Source organism: Rhizobium sp. SSA_523, from assembly GCF_030435705.1.
Classification (GTDB): Bacteria; Pseudomonadota; Alphaproteobacteria; order Rhizobiales; family Rhizobiaceae; genus Neorhizobium.
Map to the genome: position 1 here is coordinate 996,553 of NZ_CP129381.1, position 18,115 is coordinate 1,014,667.

Annotated in this window: 16 protein-coding genes; 3 read left to right on the forward strand and 13 right to left on the reverse strand. The window is 61.2% G+C overall.

Annotation, left to right across the window (positions count from 1 at the left end; all coding sequences use genetic code 11):
• Positions 1-10: 10 nt before the first annotated feature.
• The 8 genes from QTJ18_RS05845 to QTJ18_RS05880 all read right to left on the reverse strand — a co-directional run bounded on the left by QTJ18_RS05845 (position 11) and on the right by QTJ18_RS05880 (position 9,382).
• Positions 11-982 carry a dipeptidase gene (locus tag QTJ18_RS05845; RefSeq protein WP_252752959.1) on the reverse strand — a complete coding sequence of 324 codons (972 nt, stop codon included), beginning with the start codon at positions 980-982 and terminating at the stop codon, positions 11-13.
• The gene (locus QTJ18_RS05850) at positions 979-1,698 is read right to left on the reverse strand and encodes a hypothetical protein (protein ID WP_252752958.1); all 720 of its coding nucleotides are present in this window, start codon (positions 1,696-1,698) and stop codon (positions 979-981) included. The genes QTJ18_RS05845 and QTJ18_RS05850 overlap by 4 nt, the downstream gene beginning before the upstream one ends.
• 20 nt (positions 1,699-1,718) lie before the next feature.
• Positions 1,719-3,425 carry a hypothetical protein gene (locus tag QTJ18_RS05855; RefSeq protein ID WP_252752957.1) on the reverse strand — a complete coding sequence of 569 codons (1,707 nt, stop codon included), beginning with the start codon at positions 3,423-3,425 and terminating at the stop codon, positions 1,719-1,721.
• A complete protein-coding gene (locus tag QTJ18_RS05860) occupies positions 3,422-4,144 on the reverse strand; it encodes an IclR family transcriptional regulator (protein WP_252752956.1) in 723 nt (240 codons plus the stop codon). Before QTJ18_RS05860 ends, QTJ18_RS05855 begins: the two co-directional genes overlap by 4 nt.
• Positions 4,145-4,527: 383 nt before the next feature.
• Positions 4,528-6,108 (reverse strand): acetolactate synthase large subunit, encoded by a 1,581-nt coding sequence (locus QTJ18_RS05865; protein ID WP_252752955.1) that lies wholly within the window; start codon positions 6,106-6,108, stop codon positions 4,528-4,530.
• A gap of 82 nt (positions 6,109-6,190) precedes the next feature.
• Positions 6,191-7,498 carry a 4-aminobutyrate--2-oxoglutarate transaminase gene (gene gabT / locus QTJ18_RS05870; protein ID WP_252752954.1) on the reverse strand — a complete coding sequence of 436 codons (1,308 nt, stop codon included), beginning with the start codon at positions 7,496-7,498 and terminating at the stop codon, positions 6,191-6,193.
• A 68-nt stretch (positions 7,499-7,566) separates the two neighbouring features.
• Complete coding sequence (locus QTJ18_RS05875; RefSeq protein WP_252752953.1) at positions 7,567-8,151, reverse strand: cupin domain-containing protein; 585 nt, start codon at positions 8,149-8,151, stop codon at positions 7,567-7,569.
• A 229-nt stretch (positions 8,152-8,380) separates the two neighbouring features.
• Positions 8,381-9,382, reverse strand: coding sequence for a sensor histidine kinase (locus QTJ18_RS05880; protein WP_354669075.1), 1,002 nt, complete (start codon positions 9,380-9,382; stop codon positions 8,381-8,383).
• A 227-nt stretch (positions 9,383-9,609) separates the two neighbouring features.
• Between QTJ18_RS05880 and QTJ18_RS05885 the strand changes: the two genes are divergently transcribed.
• From QTJ18_RS05885 to QTJ18_RS05895, 3 genes are all read left to right on the forward strand, one after another.
• Positions 9,610-11,073 carry a DUF7125 family protein gene (locus tag QTJ18_RS05885; RefSeq protein WP_252752951.1) on the forward strand — a complete coding sequence of 488 codons (1,464 nt, stop codon included), beginning with the start codon at positions 9,610-9,612 and terminating at the stop codon, positions 11,071-11,073.
• Between the two features lie 9 nt (positions 11,074-11,082).
• Positions 11,083-11,457 carry a response regulator gene (locus QTJ18_RS05890; RefSeq protein ID WP_252752950.1) on the forward strand — a complete coding sequence of 125 codons (375 nt, stop codon included), beginning with the start codon at positions 11,083-11,085 and terminating at the stop codon, positions 11,455-11,457.
• Positions 11,458-11,650: 193 nt separating this feature from the next.
• Positions 11,651-13,432, forward strand: a complete 1,782-nt coding sequence (locus tag QTJ18_RS05895; RefSeq protein WP_252752949.1) for a methyl-accepting chemotaxis protein — start codon at positions 11,651-11,653, stop codon at positions 13,430-13,432.
• A 71-nt stretch (positions 13,433-13,503) separates the two neighbouring features.
• Here QTJ18_RS05895 and QTJ18_RS05900 read toward each other — a convergent pair whose 3' ends face one another.
• From QTJ18_RS05900 to QTJ18_RS05920, 5 genes are all read right to left on the reverse strand, one after another.
• Entirely contained in the window at positions 13,504-14,157 is a 654-nt protein-coding gene (locus QTJ18_RS05900; RefSeq protein WP_252752948.1) for an acyl-homoserine-lactone synthase, read from the reverse strand.
• A 199-nt stretch (positions 14,158-14,356) separates the two neighbouring features.
• On the reverse strand, positions 14,357-15,100 hold the full coding sequence (locus tag QTJ18_RS05905) for a LuxR family transcriptional regulator (RefSeq protein ID WP_252752947.1): 744 nt from the start codon (positions 15,098-15,100) through the stop codon (positions 14,357-14,359).
• 106 nt (positions 15,101-15,206) lie between these two features.
• Positions 15,207-16,217: an ABC transporter ATP-binding protein gene (locus QTJ18_RS05910; protein ID WP_252752946.1), complete on the reverse strand. Its 1,011-nt coding sequence runs from the start codon at positions 16,215-16,217 to the stop codon at positions 15,207-15,209.
• Complete coding sequence (locus QTJ18_RS05915) at positions 16,214-17,185, reverse strand: ABC transporter ATP-binding protein (RefSeq protein WP_289852079.1); 972 nt, start codon at positions 17,183-17,185, stop codon at positions 16,214-16,216. The genes QTJ18_RS05910 and QTJ18_RS05915 overlap by 4 nt, the downstream gene beginning before the upstream one ends.
• A gap of 2 nt (positions 17,186-17,187) precedes the next feature.
• The gene (locus QTJ18_RS05920; RefSeq protein WP_252752945.1) at positions 17,188-18,114 is read right to left on the reverse strand and encodes an ABC transporter permease; all 927 of its coding nucleotides are present in this window, start codon (positions 18,112-18,114) and stop codon (positions 17,188-17,190) included.
• Between the last annotated feature and the right edge of the window lies 1 nt (position 18,115).

Here is an 18,115-nt window from a genome sequence, read left to right on the forward strand (position 1 = left end):
AGTTCTCCTCTTATGGTTTTTTGAACGTCTCTGCGTAGAGACGCAGCCAGTTCCCGTGGGTGATCTTCTCCACCTCTTGTTGCGAGAACCCGATGCTACGCAGGCCATCGGGGATGACCTGCACATCTTCCAATGTCTGGAACCAGTCCGGCGGGGGTGCCTTCAGCGGCTTGCCGGCGGCGCTTGCACCGTAATCGGCACCGCGGGTCCAGCGCCCCTGCCGCATCCAGGCATAATCCGGTGCGGTGAAATTGTGGCTGCGGTCGGTGCCGATCGCCACGCTGTCGATGCCGGCGATATCGACCGTGCGCGCCACCATGGTGCACCAGGCTTCGATCGACTTGCAGAATTCGTCGCCGGTGATGTTGCGATAGGCCGCGCAGCCAATCACCCCGCCGGTTCGGCCCAGCGCCTTCAGCACCTCATCGCTCTTGTTGCGCTTGTGGTCGAAGAGCGAGCGGGCATTGGCATGGGTCACGGCGATCGGCCTGTCGGACACCTCGATCGCGTCCAGCGTCGTTCGATCCCCGACATGGCTGCAATCGACCAGGATGCCGGCGCGATTCATTTCCCGCACCACTTCCTTGCCGAAGCGGGCAAGGCCCGAATCCTCGGCCTCGTAGCAGCTGCCACCAAGTTCGTTCTGGTTGTTATAGGTAAGCTGCACGACGCGGACGCCGAGTTCCGCGAAGAATTCGACGTAGCGGATCCGGCCCTCGAACAGGTTGGCGTTCTGAAAGCCCATGATAACCGCTACCCGGCCATCGTCACTGATGCGCCGAATATCATCCGCGGTCAGCGCGATCTCCGCCACATCGGCATTGTCGCGCACGAGATCGCGCCACTGTCCGATGCTGTCGAGCGATTCCAGCGCACCTTCCCAGAAGCCGCAGGTATTGACGACGCCGCCGACGCCGGCCGCCTTCAGGGAGACAAATGATTGACGGTCGAAATGACCGCATTGCAACCCGTCGATGATCATGCGCCTGCTCCCTGCCGTCTTTCGCTGTCGCGACCCGATTTCGTCAGGAAGCTGACATCCGTGTCGTCGTCATTGTCGGTCCGCCCGATGACGCTCCCGTCCTCGTTGACGATCAACGGGCCGGCATGGCGGCGGGATACGACCGTATCCGGTGCAAGGGCCGTGCGGGCGAGATGGTAGATGCGCCACCAAAGGTCGTCATGGATCGGCGTCCCCTCGTCCATCAGCGCTGCCAGCAAGGGTTCGTCCTGCCGGAAATCCCCGGTCAGAGGGCGTGCCACTGCCGTCAGGCGCAAGGCATCCCCTGAAGCCTGCCTGTCGAGACTGATTTCCAGCCCGCTGCGGCGGCCGAGTTCGGCTGCAATGATGAGTTCTTTTGGGTCGCGACTATTCTCGACCGTCACCTCGCCGCGGCCGAAGCGGGATACGAGTTCACCGAGCAGGTCCACGGCGACGGGAAGGACGAACCAGGCATGCTCCTGGTTCGCGTCGAGCACCACGGCGCCCTGCTCTTCCGCCTTGATCGCAATCCGCGTCGGATCTGCGGCCTTGAAGCTTTCCAGAGCGTTTTCCAAAAGCGCAAAACCGCCGGCATCGAGCTTTTGCGAGTACATCACGATATCGACCAGGCTCAGAAACAGGCCCTTGGGCTGCCCGGTCAGCGAGAGAATGCGCTCTCCCATGAGACGCATTTCCCGCGGCATGATACGCAGCATTGTCTTATGTCCTTCCATCATCATGACCGGGGGTCCGCCGGGTAGAACCAGGTGCCGGCATGGCCGGCGCGCAGGTCGTCGGGCGTCGGCGCGCCATGAAACAGCACGCCACGGAGGTTCCGGTTCAGGTAGTCCTTGGTTTTGTCGATGCCGTGAAAGCCGACATTCATGAGCCGCACCAGGTCGATCGGCAGGAAGTCCTCGGCGTTTATGTTGGCCATCGGCGTATGATACTGGCTGCCGCGCAGGCCCTGGACGCGCGCGACCATATATCTGTGCTGCGGGTATTTCATCAGGAAGCGGGCCACCGTCAGCTCGCGCGGCTCCGCAGCGATATCGGCCTTGAGCGCCTGGATCATGCCGCAAATATCGAGCCCGAGATCCAGTGCGTCGGCGGCTTCGTTGCGCGCCCCCCGCCTTGGCTCTTCCGCCGTCTCGGACTTGTACCAGATATAGGCATAGGCATCCGGCGACTGCATGTCGATCTCAAGCGCCCAGCCGTAATCGCTCTCGATCGTCGCCAGAACGTCCGCAATTGTCTCGGCCGGCTGTACCGTGAACTCATCGCGTCCGCTCAAATTCTCGATCTCGGCGACGGTCTCGTCCGGAACGAGTTCGATCAAGAGGGAGAAGTAGGTCTCAAGGCTTTCAGGCCGGATATCACCCTCGAGCCGCGCTGCGATCGCATCGAACGGATAGGTCGGGCGGTCGTCGCCCACACGTCCGGTATCACGATAGGCGACGAGGAGGCTGAGGAGGCTCTCCAGATCCTCGGCAATATCGGCGCTTGCGGCAAATGCCTCGTAGCGCATGCGATCCTGCTTTCGGAAGAGGATGGCACGCTCGACGAGAGCGATCATCTGCTCCAGACGGGCATCCGAGGGCGAAACGTCCAGGCCCCGGGCCTTTGCGATGAGCTGCTCGCGGGCGCCGATCCAGGCATTCAGCAGGCGAGGATGGCGGTGCACGTAGAAGATAAGGCCCAGAGCCGAGCCATTGCCGACGCCGAGATAACGGCGGATGTCCGGCGATAGCGGTACGGCCTTGTCGCTCCGCAGTCTTGCCAGATGATCGACGAGATCGCAGGAGAATTCCCGCATCATATAGCCGGTCAAAAGCTGCGCCTGCAGCACGCCGCCAAGCGGATGATCCTTGCCGAGCGAGGGATAGGAGCGGGTGCCGAAGGTGCCGTTTCCGTCGAGACCCGTATTGCGCATCAGGTAGCACACATTGGCCAGCTCATCGACCGAAGGCTGCCGGCCTTCCATCAGGGCCTCCATCGTGCTGGCGAAGACCCGCATGGAACGGTTGGAGCGGCACCAGATCAAGGCGTTCGGCGTCGCGCGGCCGGTATAGAGCTTGGGAAGCTCGGCTCGCGCCGATTCGATGCAGGCATCAGTGGCCGGACCTTCATTGAGCGTGCCCATCATGTCCCAGGCCTGTCCGATGATGCGGCCGGTCCTGGCCTTGCCGCTCGGCGCCTTGGAAAAGCCGATGAAGGAGAATTCGCCGCGAGGCGTCTTGATGGAATAGACGACGGTTCCAACCGCATCGGCGTCGACATCGAAGCGCACATTCGTGATGTCCCAGCGCTCGCGCGTCATCTTGGCAATCATGGCCCGCGCGCCGCTCAGCGCGCTTGGCTGGATCGCGGCGAGGCTTTCGGGACGCATGACCTGGCGGCCGTCGCGCGGCCGGGGCCGACTGAGTTCAAGACCGGTTTTCATTTTTGCTTGGCTCTCCCCTGCAATACCGTGCTGAGTGCCTCTGCCGTTTCGATGAGCGGATCGCGAAACGCTTCCAGCGAGAAGCGCGTATCCGGGATCACCAGGGAAACGGTGGCCACACATTTTTCTTCGTGATCGAAAATGGGAGCGGCAATGGCGGTCACGCCGCTATGGGTATAGCCGCTGGAAATGGCGTAGCGCTTCTGCCGAACCTCATCGAGAATATCGTCGGATGCGAGCAGTTCGCCGGACGCGATCAGCTTCTGCTTGACCGAAGGCGCACAAAAAGCCGTCAGAACACGGCCCGATGCGGAGCCCTCCAGCGACATTGTGGTGCCGATTTTCTGTTCGGCACGCAGCAGGGCCTCGGATTCGACGCGCGAGACGATGCAGGGCAGCCCCCGCTCCAGAACGGCAAGCGAGGCGGTTTCCTTCACCCGGTCGACCAATGCCTGCAGATGCGGACGTACCCGCACACCGAGATCCGCCTGCTCCAGGGCAGCGGCGGACAGGCGCACACAGTGCATCGACAGGCGATACCGCATCTCGTCGTCCTGCTCCAGAAAGCCGGCTTCCATCAGCGTCAGCAGGCGCTGATAGGCGGTGGCCCGCGAGAGACCGGCGGCATTGGCCACTTCCTGCAGCCGCATGCCGCGCGTCGACTGGCCGAGAAGGTCCAGCAGGGCGAGGGTCTTCAGCACGGTCGAGAGGGGCCGCACACCGCCCTCGACGCCCTCTTGTATTCTATTTGAATATGATGTATCCATGTCGAATATGGTTGAATGATTTTTGATGGCTGTCAACTCGACAGCTGCCGTGTTGCGTCGTGAATTCTCGAAGCAATTGAATTCGCTCAGGAAAATATTGAGCATGTCCGGCTGGCCGAAAAAACGGAGCGCTACGCCGGAAGCGGATAGAGCCAGACACTGGCGCAGAAGGCCGGCGCACAGGCTGCCGTTCACGACGCCGGTGAGCGTCGCGGTCTAAGGGTAGCGGGATGGGGGGCGAAACGAGTGCTGGAATGCCGCGCTCCCTCGCCCGCTTCCGTCCGGGTCGGAAGCTGCGCCGCCTTCCCCGTTCAAGCCGTGCGTTGCAGGCCGCGCTACTCTATCAAGGCCTGGATCAGGAAGGGTCCGCGACGGGAAAGGCCCGCCTCCAGAAGCCGCCTGAACTCCGTGATACTGCTTGCGCTGCCGGATTCGACGCCGAATCCCTTGGCCAAGGCACACCAGTCGATCGAGGGCTGGTCGAGGCCCAGCATTCGGCTGGCATTGCGGCCATAGGCATTGACCCCGACGCCGGTCATTTCCCCTTGCAGGATCCGGTAGGCATTATTGGCAAAGACAATGGTCAGGACGTCGAGATTCTCGCGCGCCTGCGTCCACAGAGCCTGCACATTGTAGAGCCCGCTGCCATCGGCCTGCAGGGCAACCACCTTGCGATCCGGCGCCGCGATTGCTGCACCTGTTGCGAGCGGCACGCCGATGCCGATCGCGCCTCCGGTGAGCGGCAGCACGTCGTGCGGCGGCAGCATGTGATGCAGAAAATGAGTCTGGCCGATCGACGTCAGTGCCTCATCGATGACGATTGCCTGTTCCGGCAGGCGGCGCGCCACCATGAGGCTGATCGCATCTGCGGTCAGCGACCCGTCGCCAGGTTCGGCAATGTCCTCCTGGCACAGGCGATTGAGCGTGACGGGCGCATCCGCAGCCAAGCTCAAGGCATCGGCCAGCGCTGCAAGAGCCTCCACCAGATCCTGTTCATGATAGGCCAGTTGCAGCACCGTGCAGCCCTTCGGCAGCATCAGGCCGGGCTTGCCCGGATAGGCAAAGAAGCCAACCGGCTGCGGCGAGCCGAGGCAGATGGCGAGGTCGATATCCTTCAATGCCTCCACCGCAAGATCGATCTTGTAAGGAACCTGCCGGACATTGACGCGCCCCGCGCCTCGCTGGTAGCGGCCGGATGTCTGGGAAAAGAGCTTGGCGCCCGTCGCCTCCGCTATGCGGCCTGCGATCAGCGTCGCCTCTTCGCGCAGAGCCTGTCCCGTCAGGAAGAGGGCCGCGCGCGCGCCGCTTCGCAGCGCCTTTGCTGCGGCATCCACGGCCTTCAAGTCCAAAGGCTCCGCCGGCGGCGTCTGAATGGCAGAGAGCGGCTCAGACGAGGAACCCGCGGAGGGCTCCGGCTCGATCTCGCTCCAGGCGGCGTCTGCCGGCAGGATCAGGGTGGATGGCCCGCGCCTCGCAAGAGCCGCCGCGATCCCTTCCTCCGCGCGAAGGCGCAGATCGCCCGCTCCGCTTGCACGCCCCACCCAACGCGACATCGGCCGCGCCAGAGCCTCGATATCCGTGGTCAAGGGTGCGTCAAATTGCAGGTGATAGGAGGCGTGATCGCCCACCACATTCAGCATGGGAGTGCGCGCCCGCCTGGCATTGTGCAGGTTGGCAAGCCCGTTGGCGAGTCCCGGCCCGCAATGCAGAAGCGTTGCGGCCGGCTTGCCGGCCATGCGCCCATAGCCGTCCGCCGCGCCCGTCACGACACCTTCGGAGAGACCGAGAATGCACCGCATATCCGGCTTTCGATCAAGCGCTGCAACAAAATGCATCTCGGACGTACCGGGATTGGCAAAGCAGACATCGATGCCGTTGACCAGCAGGACGTCGCACAACATATCGGCGCCGTTCATCGGCAGCCCTCCCTTGTTCGGGTTCCCATTTTTGTCTCACCAGCCGCAGACCAGACTGCGACCGGTGATTGCCGAGCAAGGATCAGGCCGCGGCCGGCACGCTGACGGACGCGCAGGCTGCCTCGATGGAGGCCTCGAGAATATCCATGGCCTCCTCCAGCACTTCCCACTCCACCGTCAAGGGGGGCAGGAGCCGGATGACATTGTAACGCGTTCCGCAGGACAGGATGATCAGGCCGCGCTTTTCCGCTTCCGCGACGATCGCGCTCGTGACGTCGGGCGCAGCCTCCCGGGTGTCGCGATCATTGACCATTTCGAAGGCGATCATGGCACCGAGCCCGCGGACATCGCCGATCCGTTCCATGCCCTGGCGCGACGCAATGGCGCGCAACCGTGTCATGACACGCTCACCGATTTCGGCAGCACGGGCGGCCAGATGCTCCGATTCAATCACATCAAGCACGGCATTGGCCGCCGCAACCGAAAGCGGATTGCCGGCATAGGTGCCGCCAAGCCCGCCGGAATGCGCTGCATTCATGATCTCGGCCTTGCCGGTGACAGCCGAAAGCGGAAAGCCGCCCGCGAGCCCCTTCGCCATGGTCACCAGATCGGGCTGGATGCCGGCATGTTCGAAGCCAAAGCTCTTGCCGGTACGCGCCATGCCGGCCTGGATCTCATCGAGGATCAGCACGATTCCGTATTTGTCGGCGAGATTGCGCAGCTTCACCAGGAATTCCGGTGGCGCGATATTGAACCCGCCTTCGCCCTGCACCGGCTCGACGATGAAGGCGGCAATGCGTTCGGGATCGACATCGGCCGCGAACAGGGCATCCAAGCCGGCCAGAGCCTGATCGACGCTGATCCCCATGAACAGATTGGGAAAGGGCGCGTGATAGATATCGGCCGGAAACGGTCCGAACTTCGCCTTGTAAGGCTTGACCTTGCCGGTCAGCGCCATGCCGAGCAGCGTGCGTCCGTGAAAGGCACCGCTGAAGGCCACAACCCCCGGACGGCCGGTATGGGCGCGGGCAATCTTGACCGCATTCTCCACCGCTTCGGCACCGGTGGTTACCAGCATGGTGCGATTTTCGGCACCGGTCGACACCAGCGCGTTCAACCGCTCGGCCAGCCGCACATAGCCCTCATAGGGTGCGACGTGGAAGCAGGTATGGGTGAATTTCAGCGCCTGGTCCGCCACCGCCTGCATGACAAGCGGATGCCGGTGGCCGGTATTGTTGACCGCAATGCCCGCGGCAAAATCGATATAGCGCTTGCCGTCGACATCCCACAATTCCGCATTGAGGGCTGTTTCGGCGAATATCCCGCGGGTTCCGACGCCGCCCGCAACGGCGGTTTTCTGGCGGGACTGCAGGTCAGATGAATGGGTCATCGCGATCTCTCCTGATATCACGATGTCGGTATAGCTCTGTTCAATATTTTGAGCAACCGTGATATCGATCAGAGATAAGGCGGCGTGCAGGCGGATATGACGATGGTGCGGCGGCCGGAAAGATTGCGGAACCGATGCGGGATCCGGCTGTCGAACAAATAGGATTGTCCGGCGCGGAGAATCTGGACTTGATCCCCAACCGTTACCTCCAACTCGCCTTCGACGACATAGCCCCCCTCCGCGCTGTCATGCTGCAGGAAGGTCTCGCCGGTGTCGGCCTGCGGCTCGTAGACCTCATGGAGGATCTGGAGATTGTGACTGCGCGCATCGCCGACCTGTCGAAGGGTCAGAATCCCCTTTCCGCCAGCCCCCGGAGATCCCGGGACTTTTGACGTCAAATCAACGAGTTCGTCGAAGGAGAAGAAGGGGCCGGAGGGAAGCGCCCGCTCCGGCTCGAAGAAATCGGCCATGCTGACGCCAAGCCCGCTCAGGATCTTGCGGAGCGTCGAGACGGAAGGGCTGACCTTGTTGTTCTCGACATTGGAAATCTGCGCATGCGGCACGCCGGCGCGCTCCGCCAATTGCCGCTGCGACAGGCCCGCCGATTGGCGAATGGCAAAAAGGCGTGCACCGACATCAAACTGGGAATCCATGTCCACCCTCTTGTGATCGTCGCAGCGTTTATCGCAGGCGCGCCGAACAGTGTCAATTTTGGCCAAAATATTGAGCAGACCTGCTCCCGCGGTGAGCATCTGCCGCGCGCCACCGCGACCACTGTCGCCGCGGCCCTGCAGAAGTGAGAGATGCAGAAAGGACGGGAGACGGCACAGACTTGCAGGCGGTGAGGCACGATCTTTGGGGAGATGCGTTTGGAAAGCCGCTTCAGCCTTCGATCAGCGAGGCCTTCGGCAAGACCGCCCGGATCGTCAATCCGTCTTCGCGCCATTGCTTGTCGATCTCGCCATCCAGCGACTGGAAAATCATCTTCTCCAGCCTGCCGCCGAAGCCGCCGCTCGACTGTACCCTTTCGACGGGTCCCGGCAGGCTCTCCGTCCAGAGGATTTCGACCTGGTCGTTATCGACACGCACCTGCACGTCAAGCAGGCCGCCGGCAATCGACAATGCGCCATATTTCGCCGCATTGGTCGAGAATTCGTGGAGGAGCAAAGACAGGCTCGTCACTTTCTTCGGCGTGATCTCGACATCGTCGCCATGCAGATGCCAGGAGGCGCCGCCGCCGCCATAGGGGGCTAGAATGATCGAGAGGAGGTCGAAGAGCGAGGTCGAATGCTCCTGCAGCGTCTCATCATCGGCCACATTCGGAAGCGTCAATTGATGGGCCTTGGAGAGTGCTGCGAGCCGACCCATCGTGCTGGCGGCCAGATCTTCTGCCGACTTCGCCGTGCGCGCGGCGAGCGAAATGATGCTGCTGGTAATGGCGAACAGGTTTTTCACGCGGTGGTGCATTTCACGCAGCAGCAGGTCCCGCTGCTCGACCGATCTGGCGCGCTCGGAAATGTCGCGTGCGATCTTGGATGCACCGATGATCTCACCCTTGGCGTTGCGGATGGGCGAGATGGTCAGCGAGATATCGATCAGGCTGCCATCCTTTCGGCGCCGGACCGTCTCGAAATGGTCAACCCGCTCGCCGGAATGGATACGCGCCAGAATGGTCGGCTCCTCATCCAGTCGTTCGTCCGGGATGAGGATCGTGACGGGCCGCCCGACCGCTTCCGCCGCCGTGTAGCCGAAGACGCGCTCCGCCGCCCGGTTCCAGGTTGTGATGATACCATCGAGACTCTTGCTGATGATCGGATCGTCCGACGATTCGACAATGGCTGCGAGAAAGGCCGCCGCATCGTGACGCGGTCGCGCGGCTTTCACCGACTCCTCGAGTTCAGTCAGACGTTCCTGCTGACTCTTGTCAAAAAAAGGGTCATCCGTCGTTTCGGTCACCATTCGCCTCATCACGAAGACAGAGCGCCACAAAAATTTGAGTACGAATCACATTACGCTTATTACTCGTTGAGCACAGCCCTTTTCTCCGGGCAACTTGCAAAATGGCGCGGCCCCGTTAGGTAGGGTAGACGAGACCCAGTAGAGAGCGATACGTGACACACGAACTCCCACGCCTAGCCAGCGGCATTCGAGGATTGGACACAGTGCTTGGCGGCGGCCTTGTCGAAGGCGCCTGCTACATTGTTCAGGGACAGCCGGGTGCCGGTAAGACGATCCTATCCAACCAGATTGCCTTTGCCACCGCCGCCGACGGCCGGAAAGTTCTGTACATCACGCTGCTTGCGGAAACGCATGAGCGTCTGTTCCAGGCGCTCGACACGCTGGATTTCTTCGACCGGTCGCAACTCGGCGTCACGATCTCCTATGTCAGCGTCTTCCAGACCCTTCGGGATGAAGGTCTGTCTGCGGTCGTCTCGCTGATCCGCCAGGAAATCGCCCGCCAGGGAGCGACGCTGCTTGTCTTCGACGGACTGTTGAATGCGCGCGACCGGGCCGATACCGATCTCGACGTGAAGACCTTCGTGGCCGAGGTGCAAAGCCAGGCAGCCTTTGCCGGCTGCACTGTCCTGTTTCTCACCAGCACCCGGGTGGCTGAAGACAATCCGGAACATACTATGGTCGACGGGGTGATCGAACTCCACAATGAAATGGTCGGCGTGCGCGCCATCCGCCGCCTGCAGGTCAAGAAATCGCGCGGCAGCGCGGCTCTGGCCGGTTACCATCAGTTCGAAATCACATCGACGGGCTTCAGCGTCTATCCCCGCATCGAGGCCATTCCGTCTCTTGCAGCGGCGGGGGATGGGGTAACCTCAGAGATCACCTCCTCCGGCACGCCGGGCCTCGACGACATTCTGGGTGGCGGCCTGCCGGCCCATTCGGTCACCCTCGTCTTCGGTCCTTCCGGATCCGGCAAGACATCTCTTGCTCTCAACTTCCTGAACGCGGCAAGTGCAGAAGCGCCGGCGCTGCATTTCGGCTTCTATGAGACGCCGGCACGGTTGCTGAACAAGGCACGAGCTTTGGGTCTCGATCTCGACCGGAAGGTGGCATCGGGCGCGCTGGAGATCAGCTGGACGCCGATGACGGAGAATATGAACGACAAGCTTGCCCATCAGCTGCTCGACGCTGTGCGGGCGCGATCCGTAAAGCGTCTGGTGATCGACGGCCTGGGCGGCTTTGAGCGGGCGGCGGTGCACAGGCCACGGCTTGTGGAGTTTTTTGCCGCTTTGACGAATGAGCTGCGCGCCATGGGCGTGACGGCCATCGCCACCTGGGAATTCCGGGATCTCTTCGGGCCCACCGTTTCGGCGCCGGGTTCGGAAATCTCCAGCCTGCTCGACAATCTCATCATGATGCGCCAGGTGGAAATCAATTCGCGCTATAAAAGAACCCTGTCCGTTCTCAAGATGCGCGACCTGGCGTTTGAGCCGATCATCCATGAGGTCGAGTTCGGATCCACGGGCCTGGCGATCGCTTCGCCGCTGCAAGCCGTTTCAGGCGCTGCCACAGGCATAGCGACCTTATCCGACGGCACCTCGTTTCCGGGCAAGGGGTAGAGTTCGATCATGGCGTCGATCGTAATCGCAGAGGATGAATTCCTGATCGCCGACGTCCTGGCCATCATGCTGGAAGAGGCAGGTCATGAGGTCTCGACCGCCGCCCATGGTCGAGCCGCCCTGGCGATCATCAAGGGCAAAGCGCCGGATCTCGTCATCACGGACTTCATGATGCCGCTGATGACGGGCCTCGAACTGGCCCAGGCCCTGCGTGGCGATGCCGAACTTCAGCAAATCCCCATCATCCTGGTGAGCGGCGCCCAGGGCGCGATCGGACGCGCCCATCCCGACGTATTCGATGCGGTGCTGGACAAGCCTTATAACGAGAAGACGCTTCTTGCGACTGTTGAGCGACTGCTCCAGCAGATCGGCAAAGCGAGCTGAAAGCCCCGCGACAGCACAAAATTCGGCAGCCTGGCGAGAGCGCGGCGTACGAAGCGACGGGGACTTTTCCAGATCCCTGATTGCGCCCAATCCACCGCGCGGTTCCGATCTTGTGATCAGCTATCATAATCGAAATTTAAGAGATTTGTGAAAGGTTTGCCTCCTTCCTCCCATTCCCTCCACGAGGCACCGAATGCAGTTTTCATCCCTTTTCGGCAATGAGCTGGCCTATGTGATGAAGGCTTTGGATACGTCTCAGGCTATTATCTCGTTCACCCCCGATGGCACGATCATCGAGGCCAATCAGAATTTCTGCGATGCGGTGGGGTATGCGCGGCATGACATCGTCGGCAAGCATCACCGGATGCTGGTTGATGCAGCGGAGGCACAGTCTCCGGGCTACAAGGATTTCTGGCGGCGCCTGGCCGCCGGCAAGTTTGACCGGAACCAGTATAAGCGGATCGGCAAGGGCGGGCGCGTCGTCTGGATCGAAGCCTCCTATAATCCTGTCATCCGCAACGGCAGGGTGATCAAGATCGTCAAGATCGCCACCGATATTACCGCGTCCAAACGCGAGAGCCTGGAGAGCCAGGGCAAGCTTGAAGCGCTGTCGCGCGCGCAGGCGGTGATCGAGTTCACGCCTGACGGCAAGATCCTTACCGCCAACAAGAATTTCCTGGATACGCTCGGCTATCGGCTGGAGGATATTGTTGGCCAGCATCACCGGATGTTCTGCGAAGCCGATTACGCCTCGTCCCGGGAATATGCCGCTTTCTGGCCGCGGCTTGCCGCCGGTGAATTTTTCAATGACGAGTTCAAGCGCCTGCGGAAGGACGGCAGTTCCGTCTATATCCAGGCAACCTACAATCCGATCCTGGATGATGAGGGCAAGGTCTTCAAAGTGGTGAAATTCGCCACCGATGTGTCCGGCCGCGTCCGCGCGCTGCAGGAAATCGGCGCCGGCCTGGAACGTCTCTCGGAAGCCAATATCCGCATGACGATTGACGAACCCTTCGTCGAGGAATTCGAGCATCTGCGCCACAACTTCAACGAGTCGCTCTCCAAATTCCAGCAGACCCTTGAACAGGTTCTGGTGCAGACGACGATGCTGTCCACCCGCAGCGGCGACATGAGCGCCAGCACGAGCGGCATTGCCCACCGCTCCGAGCAGCAAGCGGCGGCACTGGAGGAGACCTCCGCGGCCCTCGAGGAAATCACTGTCACCGTGCGCCAGTCCGTGGAGCGAACCACGGAGGCCCGCACGCTGGTTCGGGAAGCACGTTCGGCGGCATCCCGATCCGTTGAGGTCGTGAGCGCCACCGTCGCGGCCATGGATCGGATCGAGACGGCCTCGAAAGAGATCACCAACATCATCGACGTTATCGACGAGATCGCTTTCCAAACCAATCTGCTGGCGCTGAATGCCGGCGTGGAGGCTGCACGCGCGGGCGAGGCCGGCAAAGGTTTCGCCGTCGTGGCGCAGGAAGTGCGCGAACTCGCCCAGCGTTCAGCCAAGGCCGCCAAGGAAATCTCGGGCCTTATCGCCAATTCGTCAAAGGAAGTGAAGGACGGCGTCCGACTTGTTGGCGAGACCGGCGAGGCGCTGAAGAGCATCGAAGGCTTTGTTCAGGCCATCGACACCAACATAGAGGGCATTGCCTTGGGGGCGCAGGAGCAGTCCACCAGCCTTGCCGAGATCAATTCCGCTGTCGGCGCGCTCGATCAGATGACGCAGCAAAATGCCGGCATGGTCAGCGGCATGGGGGCGATCGCCGAATCCCTTGCCAGCGGGGCGGCCGAACTGGAAGCGCTTGTGAAGCGCTTCAAGCTCAACCGGCGCAAATGGATCCGCGAGCCTGGCTCTGACGCCGCGGAATTGGGGCCGGACCGCCGCGGCTATGGCAAGAACACCATCTATCGGCCGCCGCGCGACCTCGATGCCGGACAATCCTTGGAGATGAGGCAGGCCTCCTGATCAGAGACCATGCCGCAGGCTGTGCGGCGGCCGGCGATGATGATGGGCCGAACAGGTGTCATCGATCGGACCTACCCTTTCGCCGCCGCCCGGCGCGGCGGCAGAAAGGCCGGCTCTTTCAGAACAGCGGGACGCTCTATCCCGCCGCGCCGCGCAATTCTTTCGCGCATGGCTGGAGAAATGTCGAACAGCCCCGCATAGGTCATGACGCCGCCGATGCGCTGGGCCGGACCTATGACGTGAGCGGGGCAATCCGCCGCGCGGAAGATCCTCGCCATGCGCGCATCATAGACGGAAACGATGGCGTGAAGTCCCAGCCGCAGGCCGACCTCTACGAGGCCGCAGAGGAGCTCCGATGTCACCCGGTTCACTGTGCCATTCGCATCCGCGTGCAAGGAGGGATTGATACAGAAGCGGGAACTTTCCCAGATCGTGGCGCTCTCCACCACCCTCTTGTCAGGCAACAGAACCGGAAACACATCCCGAAGCATATTCGGCCCGGTTGTCGCAAGCAGTCGCACCGCGCCCTGCAGTCGACCACTCGTCTCATCGCATGACAGAAGATAGAGCGGGTCGGCATCGTCGAAGACGTCGCGTTCCCGCCCGTTCTCGACCGTAACCTCCCATTGCAGCCGATCCCGGAAGACCTGGGCGCGCAGACGATACATTGCATCGAGAAGGGCGTGATGCTGTTGCCGATTGGAGCCGTCGATGGTGTAAATCACACTTCGTCTCCTGCGGTTTGGGAGGAGCCTTGAACAGTGGATGCTTGAACGACATGGATCTGACCGGTGAATGCCCAGCCAGGCGATAGCGGTCGCATGGCGGTCCTGCCACGAAGGAAACAAGCGGCGACGATCCACCGGCACGACATGTCTTGCTGCCCACGGAACACGCTTCGTCGGCTCCGTACAGACTGCGAATTTACCGGGTTTTCCGGTTCATATAGTAACCGCTAAGCTGGGTCGCCTTTGTAGCCGCGTGGGTGACATTCGTGGCGTTGAGCTTCTGCTTTGCCTGGTTGATGTAGTGCTGTGCCGTTCGCTCCGAGATCGACAGGATGATGCCGATTTCCGCAGCGGTCTTGCCCTGCCCGGCCCAGCGGAGGCACTCCACCTCGCGCGGGGCAAGATCGATCTCCGGGTTATGGACGGCCTCAACCCGCAGGACCATGTCGTGAAAGTGATAAGCGAGGCTCTGGAAGTCGCGCATCAACCAGCGGCACCGCTCGTCCCATTCACGATCGGACGCCGCGGCCGTCAGCGTGAGCAATGCCCGCTCTCCGCAGAGGCCCCGAATTGGCACTGTCAGGCCCTGCCGACCAAGACCGTATTCCTCGGCCTGGCTGAAGAGCTGCTTCTGACGCGGCCCGATTATCGCCAATTGCCGCCAATCCACCGGAAGCAGTGAGGCAAAGCCCACCGATAAAACGGGATCGACCTCCTGATAATGCTCGGAACGATAATGGTCGATCCATTCGGCGGGATAGGTCGTCAACACATAGGGCTGGTCGATCCGCCCCTTGGGCAAATGGCTGGCGAAATAGGCCACGTGCAGGAAGTCGTAATGCTCGACAAGCCATTGCAGTGCGGCTTCGCAACCCGCCCGCGTCGTAACCTGGCGCATTTCCTCGATGGCATGGCAATATAGATGATCGATGCACGCCATGCAGATCTACCTTCTCCTGTCTGAACAACGCCGTTTGCGCCGGTTCTTCTTTCGCGGATCATGCTCACTTTTGCTTTCAAAGACCGTCTGGTGCGAACATGGATGGTTAAATCCCGTGTCTGAGTGATGGTGACAGCGGAAAATGACAGGCCACACGCTGCGCATCCTCTGCGCCCGGCGACAGAGACGGCACATTTTGAATGCACAGTGGCTGCGCCTGCGGGCAACGCGTGCGGAACGCACAGCCGGAAGGCGGATTGATCGGACTTGGCAACTCTCCATCGAGGAGCATAAGGCCTGGCTCGCGCTCCGACTGAGGATCGTGCGAGGGTATCGCGGAGAGAAGAGCGCGCGTATAGGGATGCCGGGCTGAGCTGAAGAGCGCTCGCGTCGACCCTGTCTCTACGACTCGTCCGAGATAGAGGACCATGACGCGGTCGGATATATGTCGTACGACATTCAGGTCGTGTGAGATGAAAAGGAGGGCCAGGCCCATCTCCTTCTGCAAATCAACGAGAAGATTGATGATCTGAGCCCGGATCGAAACGTCGAGCGCGGAAACCGGCTCGTCGCAGATGACAAGTCTGGGTCTGGAAATCAGGGCTCTGGCAATGCCGATCCGCTGACATTGACCTCCGGAAAACTGGTGGGGAAAGTGATTGATCTGTTCGGGCCTTAGCCCGACGCGCATCATCATTTCGACGACCTGAGAGCGAATATCCCTCGCGCTGAGTTGCTTGCGGTGTGTCCTGAGCGGTTCCGCGATGATCTCACCGATCGGAAGCCGCGGATTGAGACTTGCGACCGGATCCTGAAAGATCATCTGGATGTCGGATCGATAGGACAACATTTGACGCGGCGACAGGCGCATCAGATCTGTCTTGCCATTCCAGATCGCTCTTCCTTCCGCGTTCACCAAACGAAGGATTGCCCGGGCCAAGGTCGATTTTCCGCAGCCGGATTCACCAACGATACCCAGCGTTTCGCCCGGCCGTATCGCAAGATCGACGTCGCTAACCGCCAGAAGCTCGGTTGGCCCGGACGCGGAAAATAGCGAACCGCCTCGAATCGGGAAGGTCACACGGATGTTTTTGACATCAAGGATCGGCATGGTCATGACTGCAACTCCTCCAGCTCAAGATTGCAGGCACGCGAGCCGCCTGCGGCGGTCTCGACAAGCGGCTGGAGCGATTGCTGACAGGGATCCGTCACCCATTCGCAGCGGGGCGCGAAAGGGCAGCCCTGCGGCGGCCTGGCCATATTGGGAGGATTGCCCGGTATAGCGAGCATCCGGCGGGTCTGATTGTGAGGTCCGGGCATGGAATTCAACAGACCCCGGGTGTAAGGGTGGGTTGGTCGCCGGAACACGTCCGCCACGCGTCCTTTCTCCATCACCAGTCCTCCATACATCACCATGATGGAATCCGTGGCGCCTGCCACCACTCCCAGATCATGTGTGATGAGGATAAGCCCCATGCCGAAGTCCCGTCGCAATTCGGACAGAAGCTGCATGATCTGAGCCTGAACGGTGACATCCAGTGCCGTGGTCGGCTCGTCTCCGATCAGAATGTCCGGGCGGCAGAGAAGCGACATGGCAATCATGACCCTCTGACGCATGCCGCCGGAGAATTCATGCGGGTAATAATCCATACGCGACTTGGCATCCGGAATCTTGACCGCATCCAGCATGCGCAGCGCTTCCGCCCGAGCTGCACTTCGCGTTTTGCCCTGGTGGAATTCGAGGACCTCGATCAATTGATCGGAAACCCGCATATAGGGATTGAGAGAGGTCATCGGATCTTGAAAGACAATTCCGATCCTCCGCGTTCGGATCGGACTCAATGTCTTGGCGGGGGCGTTGAGAATTTCCTGGCCATCGAAGACGACCGAGCCGTGCGCTTCTCCATTTTTGGCGAGGAGACCCAGGATCGCAAAGGCGGTCTGGCTCTTGCCGGAGCCAGATTCGCCGACGATTGCCAGGGTTTCACCCCGATCCAGCGAAAAGTTGACACCGCGCACAACGGTGATGTCACCACCATGCATCTTGAACTTTACCTCAAGATTGCGCACCTCCAGAAGAGCCATGGTCAGCGATCCTTCGGGTCCAAAGCGTCGCGCAGTCCGTCTCCGATGAAATAGAGGGAACACAACGTGCTGATGAAGAAGAGCAAGGGAAAGGCGAGCTGCCATAGCATGCCATACGACATGGTTTTCGCACCTTCGGAGATCAGCGCGCCGAGACTGGTCTGCGGTTCTTGCACGCCGAGCCCAAGGAAACTGATGAAGCTCTCGGCCAAGATCATGCCCGGCACGAGAAGCGTGGCATAGACAATGACGATGCTGATCAGGTTGGGAAGAATATGACGCCTGATGATGACGGCCGAGCTCACGCCCGTGGCGCGCGCCGCTTCCACATAGTCCTTGTGCTTCAGGCTTAATGTCTGACCTCGCACGATGCGGCTCATATCCAGCCAGGCCAGCAGGCCTATCCCGACAAAGAGAATGACGATGGAGCGGCCGAACATGACGAGCATCAAAATGAGCACGAACATGTAGGGAATTGCGAGCAGGATATCGACGAGGCGCATCATCAGCGCGTCGACGCGCCCCCCAACGAAGCCGGCAACGGCACCATAGACCGTTCCGACGACGACCGCGATGGATGCCCCCACAATGCCTACGGCCAGAGAGATCTGCGTGCCCTGAACGGTTCGGGCAAACAGATCGCGCCCCAGTTCGTCAACGCCGAAGTAATGGCCGTTCGAGAAGGAGGGTGCCCCGAGATTCGGAACGTCGATCATGACGGCGAAATCGATCTGGTCGATCGGCCAGGCCGCCAGGAGCGAACCGGACCCTGCGAACAGCAAGATTAGACAGAGAGCGAAAAAGCTGACAACCGCGCCTCGATTGCTGCGGAAGCGTGCCAAGGAATCCTGCCATGGCGAACGCGCTTCGCTCAGGTTTTCGACGGTCCGCTGCTTTTCGGCTGGTGACTCCGAATAATGTGCGGTCATG

Coding starts and splice junctions, on each gene's coding strand:
- QTJ18_RS05845 (WP_252752959.1), bottom strand. CDS start 982: ATGATCATCGACGGGTTGCAATGCGGTCATTTCGACCGTCAATCATTT.
- QTJ18_RS05850 (WP_252752958.1), bottom strand. CDS start 1,698: ATGCTGCGTATCATGCCGCGGGAAATGCGTCTCATGGGAGAGCGCATT.
- QTJ18_RS05855 (WP_252752957.1), bottom strand. CDS start 3,425: ATGAAAACCGGTCTTGAACTCAGTCGGCCCCGGCCGCGCGACGGCCGC.
- QTJ18_RS05865 (WP_252752955.1), bottom strand. CDS start 6,108: ATGAACGGCGCCGATATGTTGTGCGACGTCCTGCTGGTCAACGGCATC.
- gabT (WP_252752954.1), bottom strand. CDS start 7,498: ATGACCCATTCATCTGACCTGCAGTCCCGCCAGAAAACCGCCGTTGCG.
- QTJ18_RS05875 (WP_252752953.1), bottom strand. CDS start 8,151: ATGGATTCCCAGTTTGATGTCGGTGCACGCCTTTTTGCCATTCGCCAA.
- QTJ18_RS05890 (WP_252752950.1), top strand. CDS start 11,083: ATGGCGTCGATCGTAATCGCAGAGGATGAATTCCTGATCGCCGACGTC.
- QTJ18_RS05895 (WP_252752949.1), top strand. CDS start 11,651: ATGCAGTTTTCATCCCTTTTCGGCAATGAGCTGGCCTATGTGATGAAG.
- QTJ18_RS05905 (WP_252752947.1), bottom strand. CDS start 15,100: ATGGCGTGCATCGATCATCTATATTGCCATGCCATCGAGGAAATGCGC.
- QTJ18_RS05910 (WP_252752946.1), bottom strand. CDS start 16,217: ATGACCATGCCGATCCTTGATGTCAAAAACATCCGTGTGACCTTCCCG.
- QTJ18_RS05915 (WP_289852079.1), bottom strand. CDS start 17,185: ATGGCTCTTCTGGAGGTGCGCAATCTTGAGGTAAAGTTCAAGATGCAT.
- QTJ18_RS05920 (WP_252752945.1), bottom strand. CDS start 18,114: ATGACCGCACATTATTCGGAGTCACCAGCCGAAAAGCAGCGGACCGTC.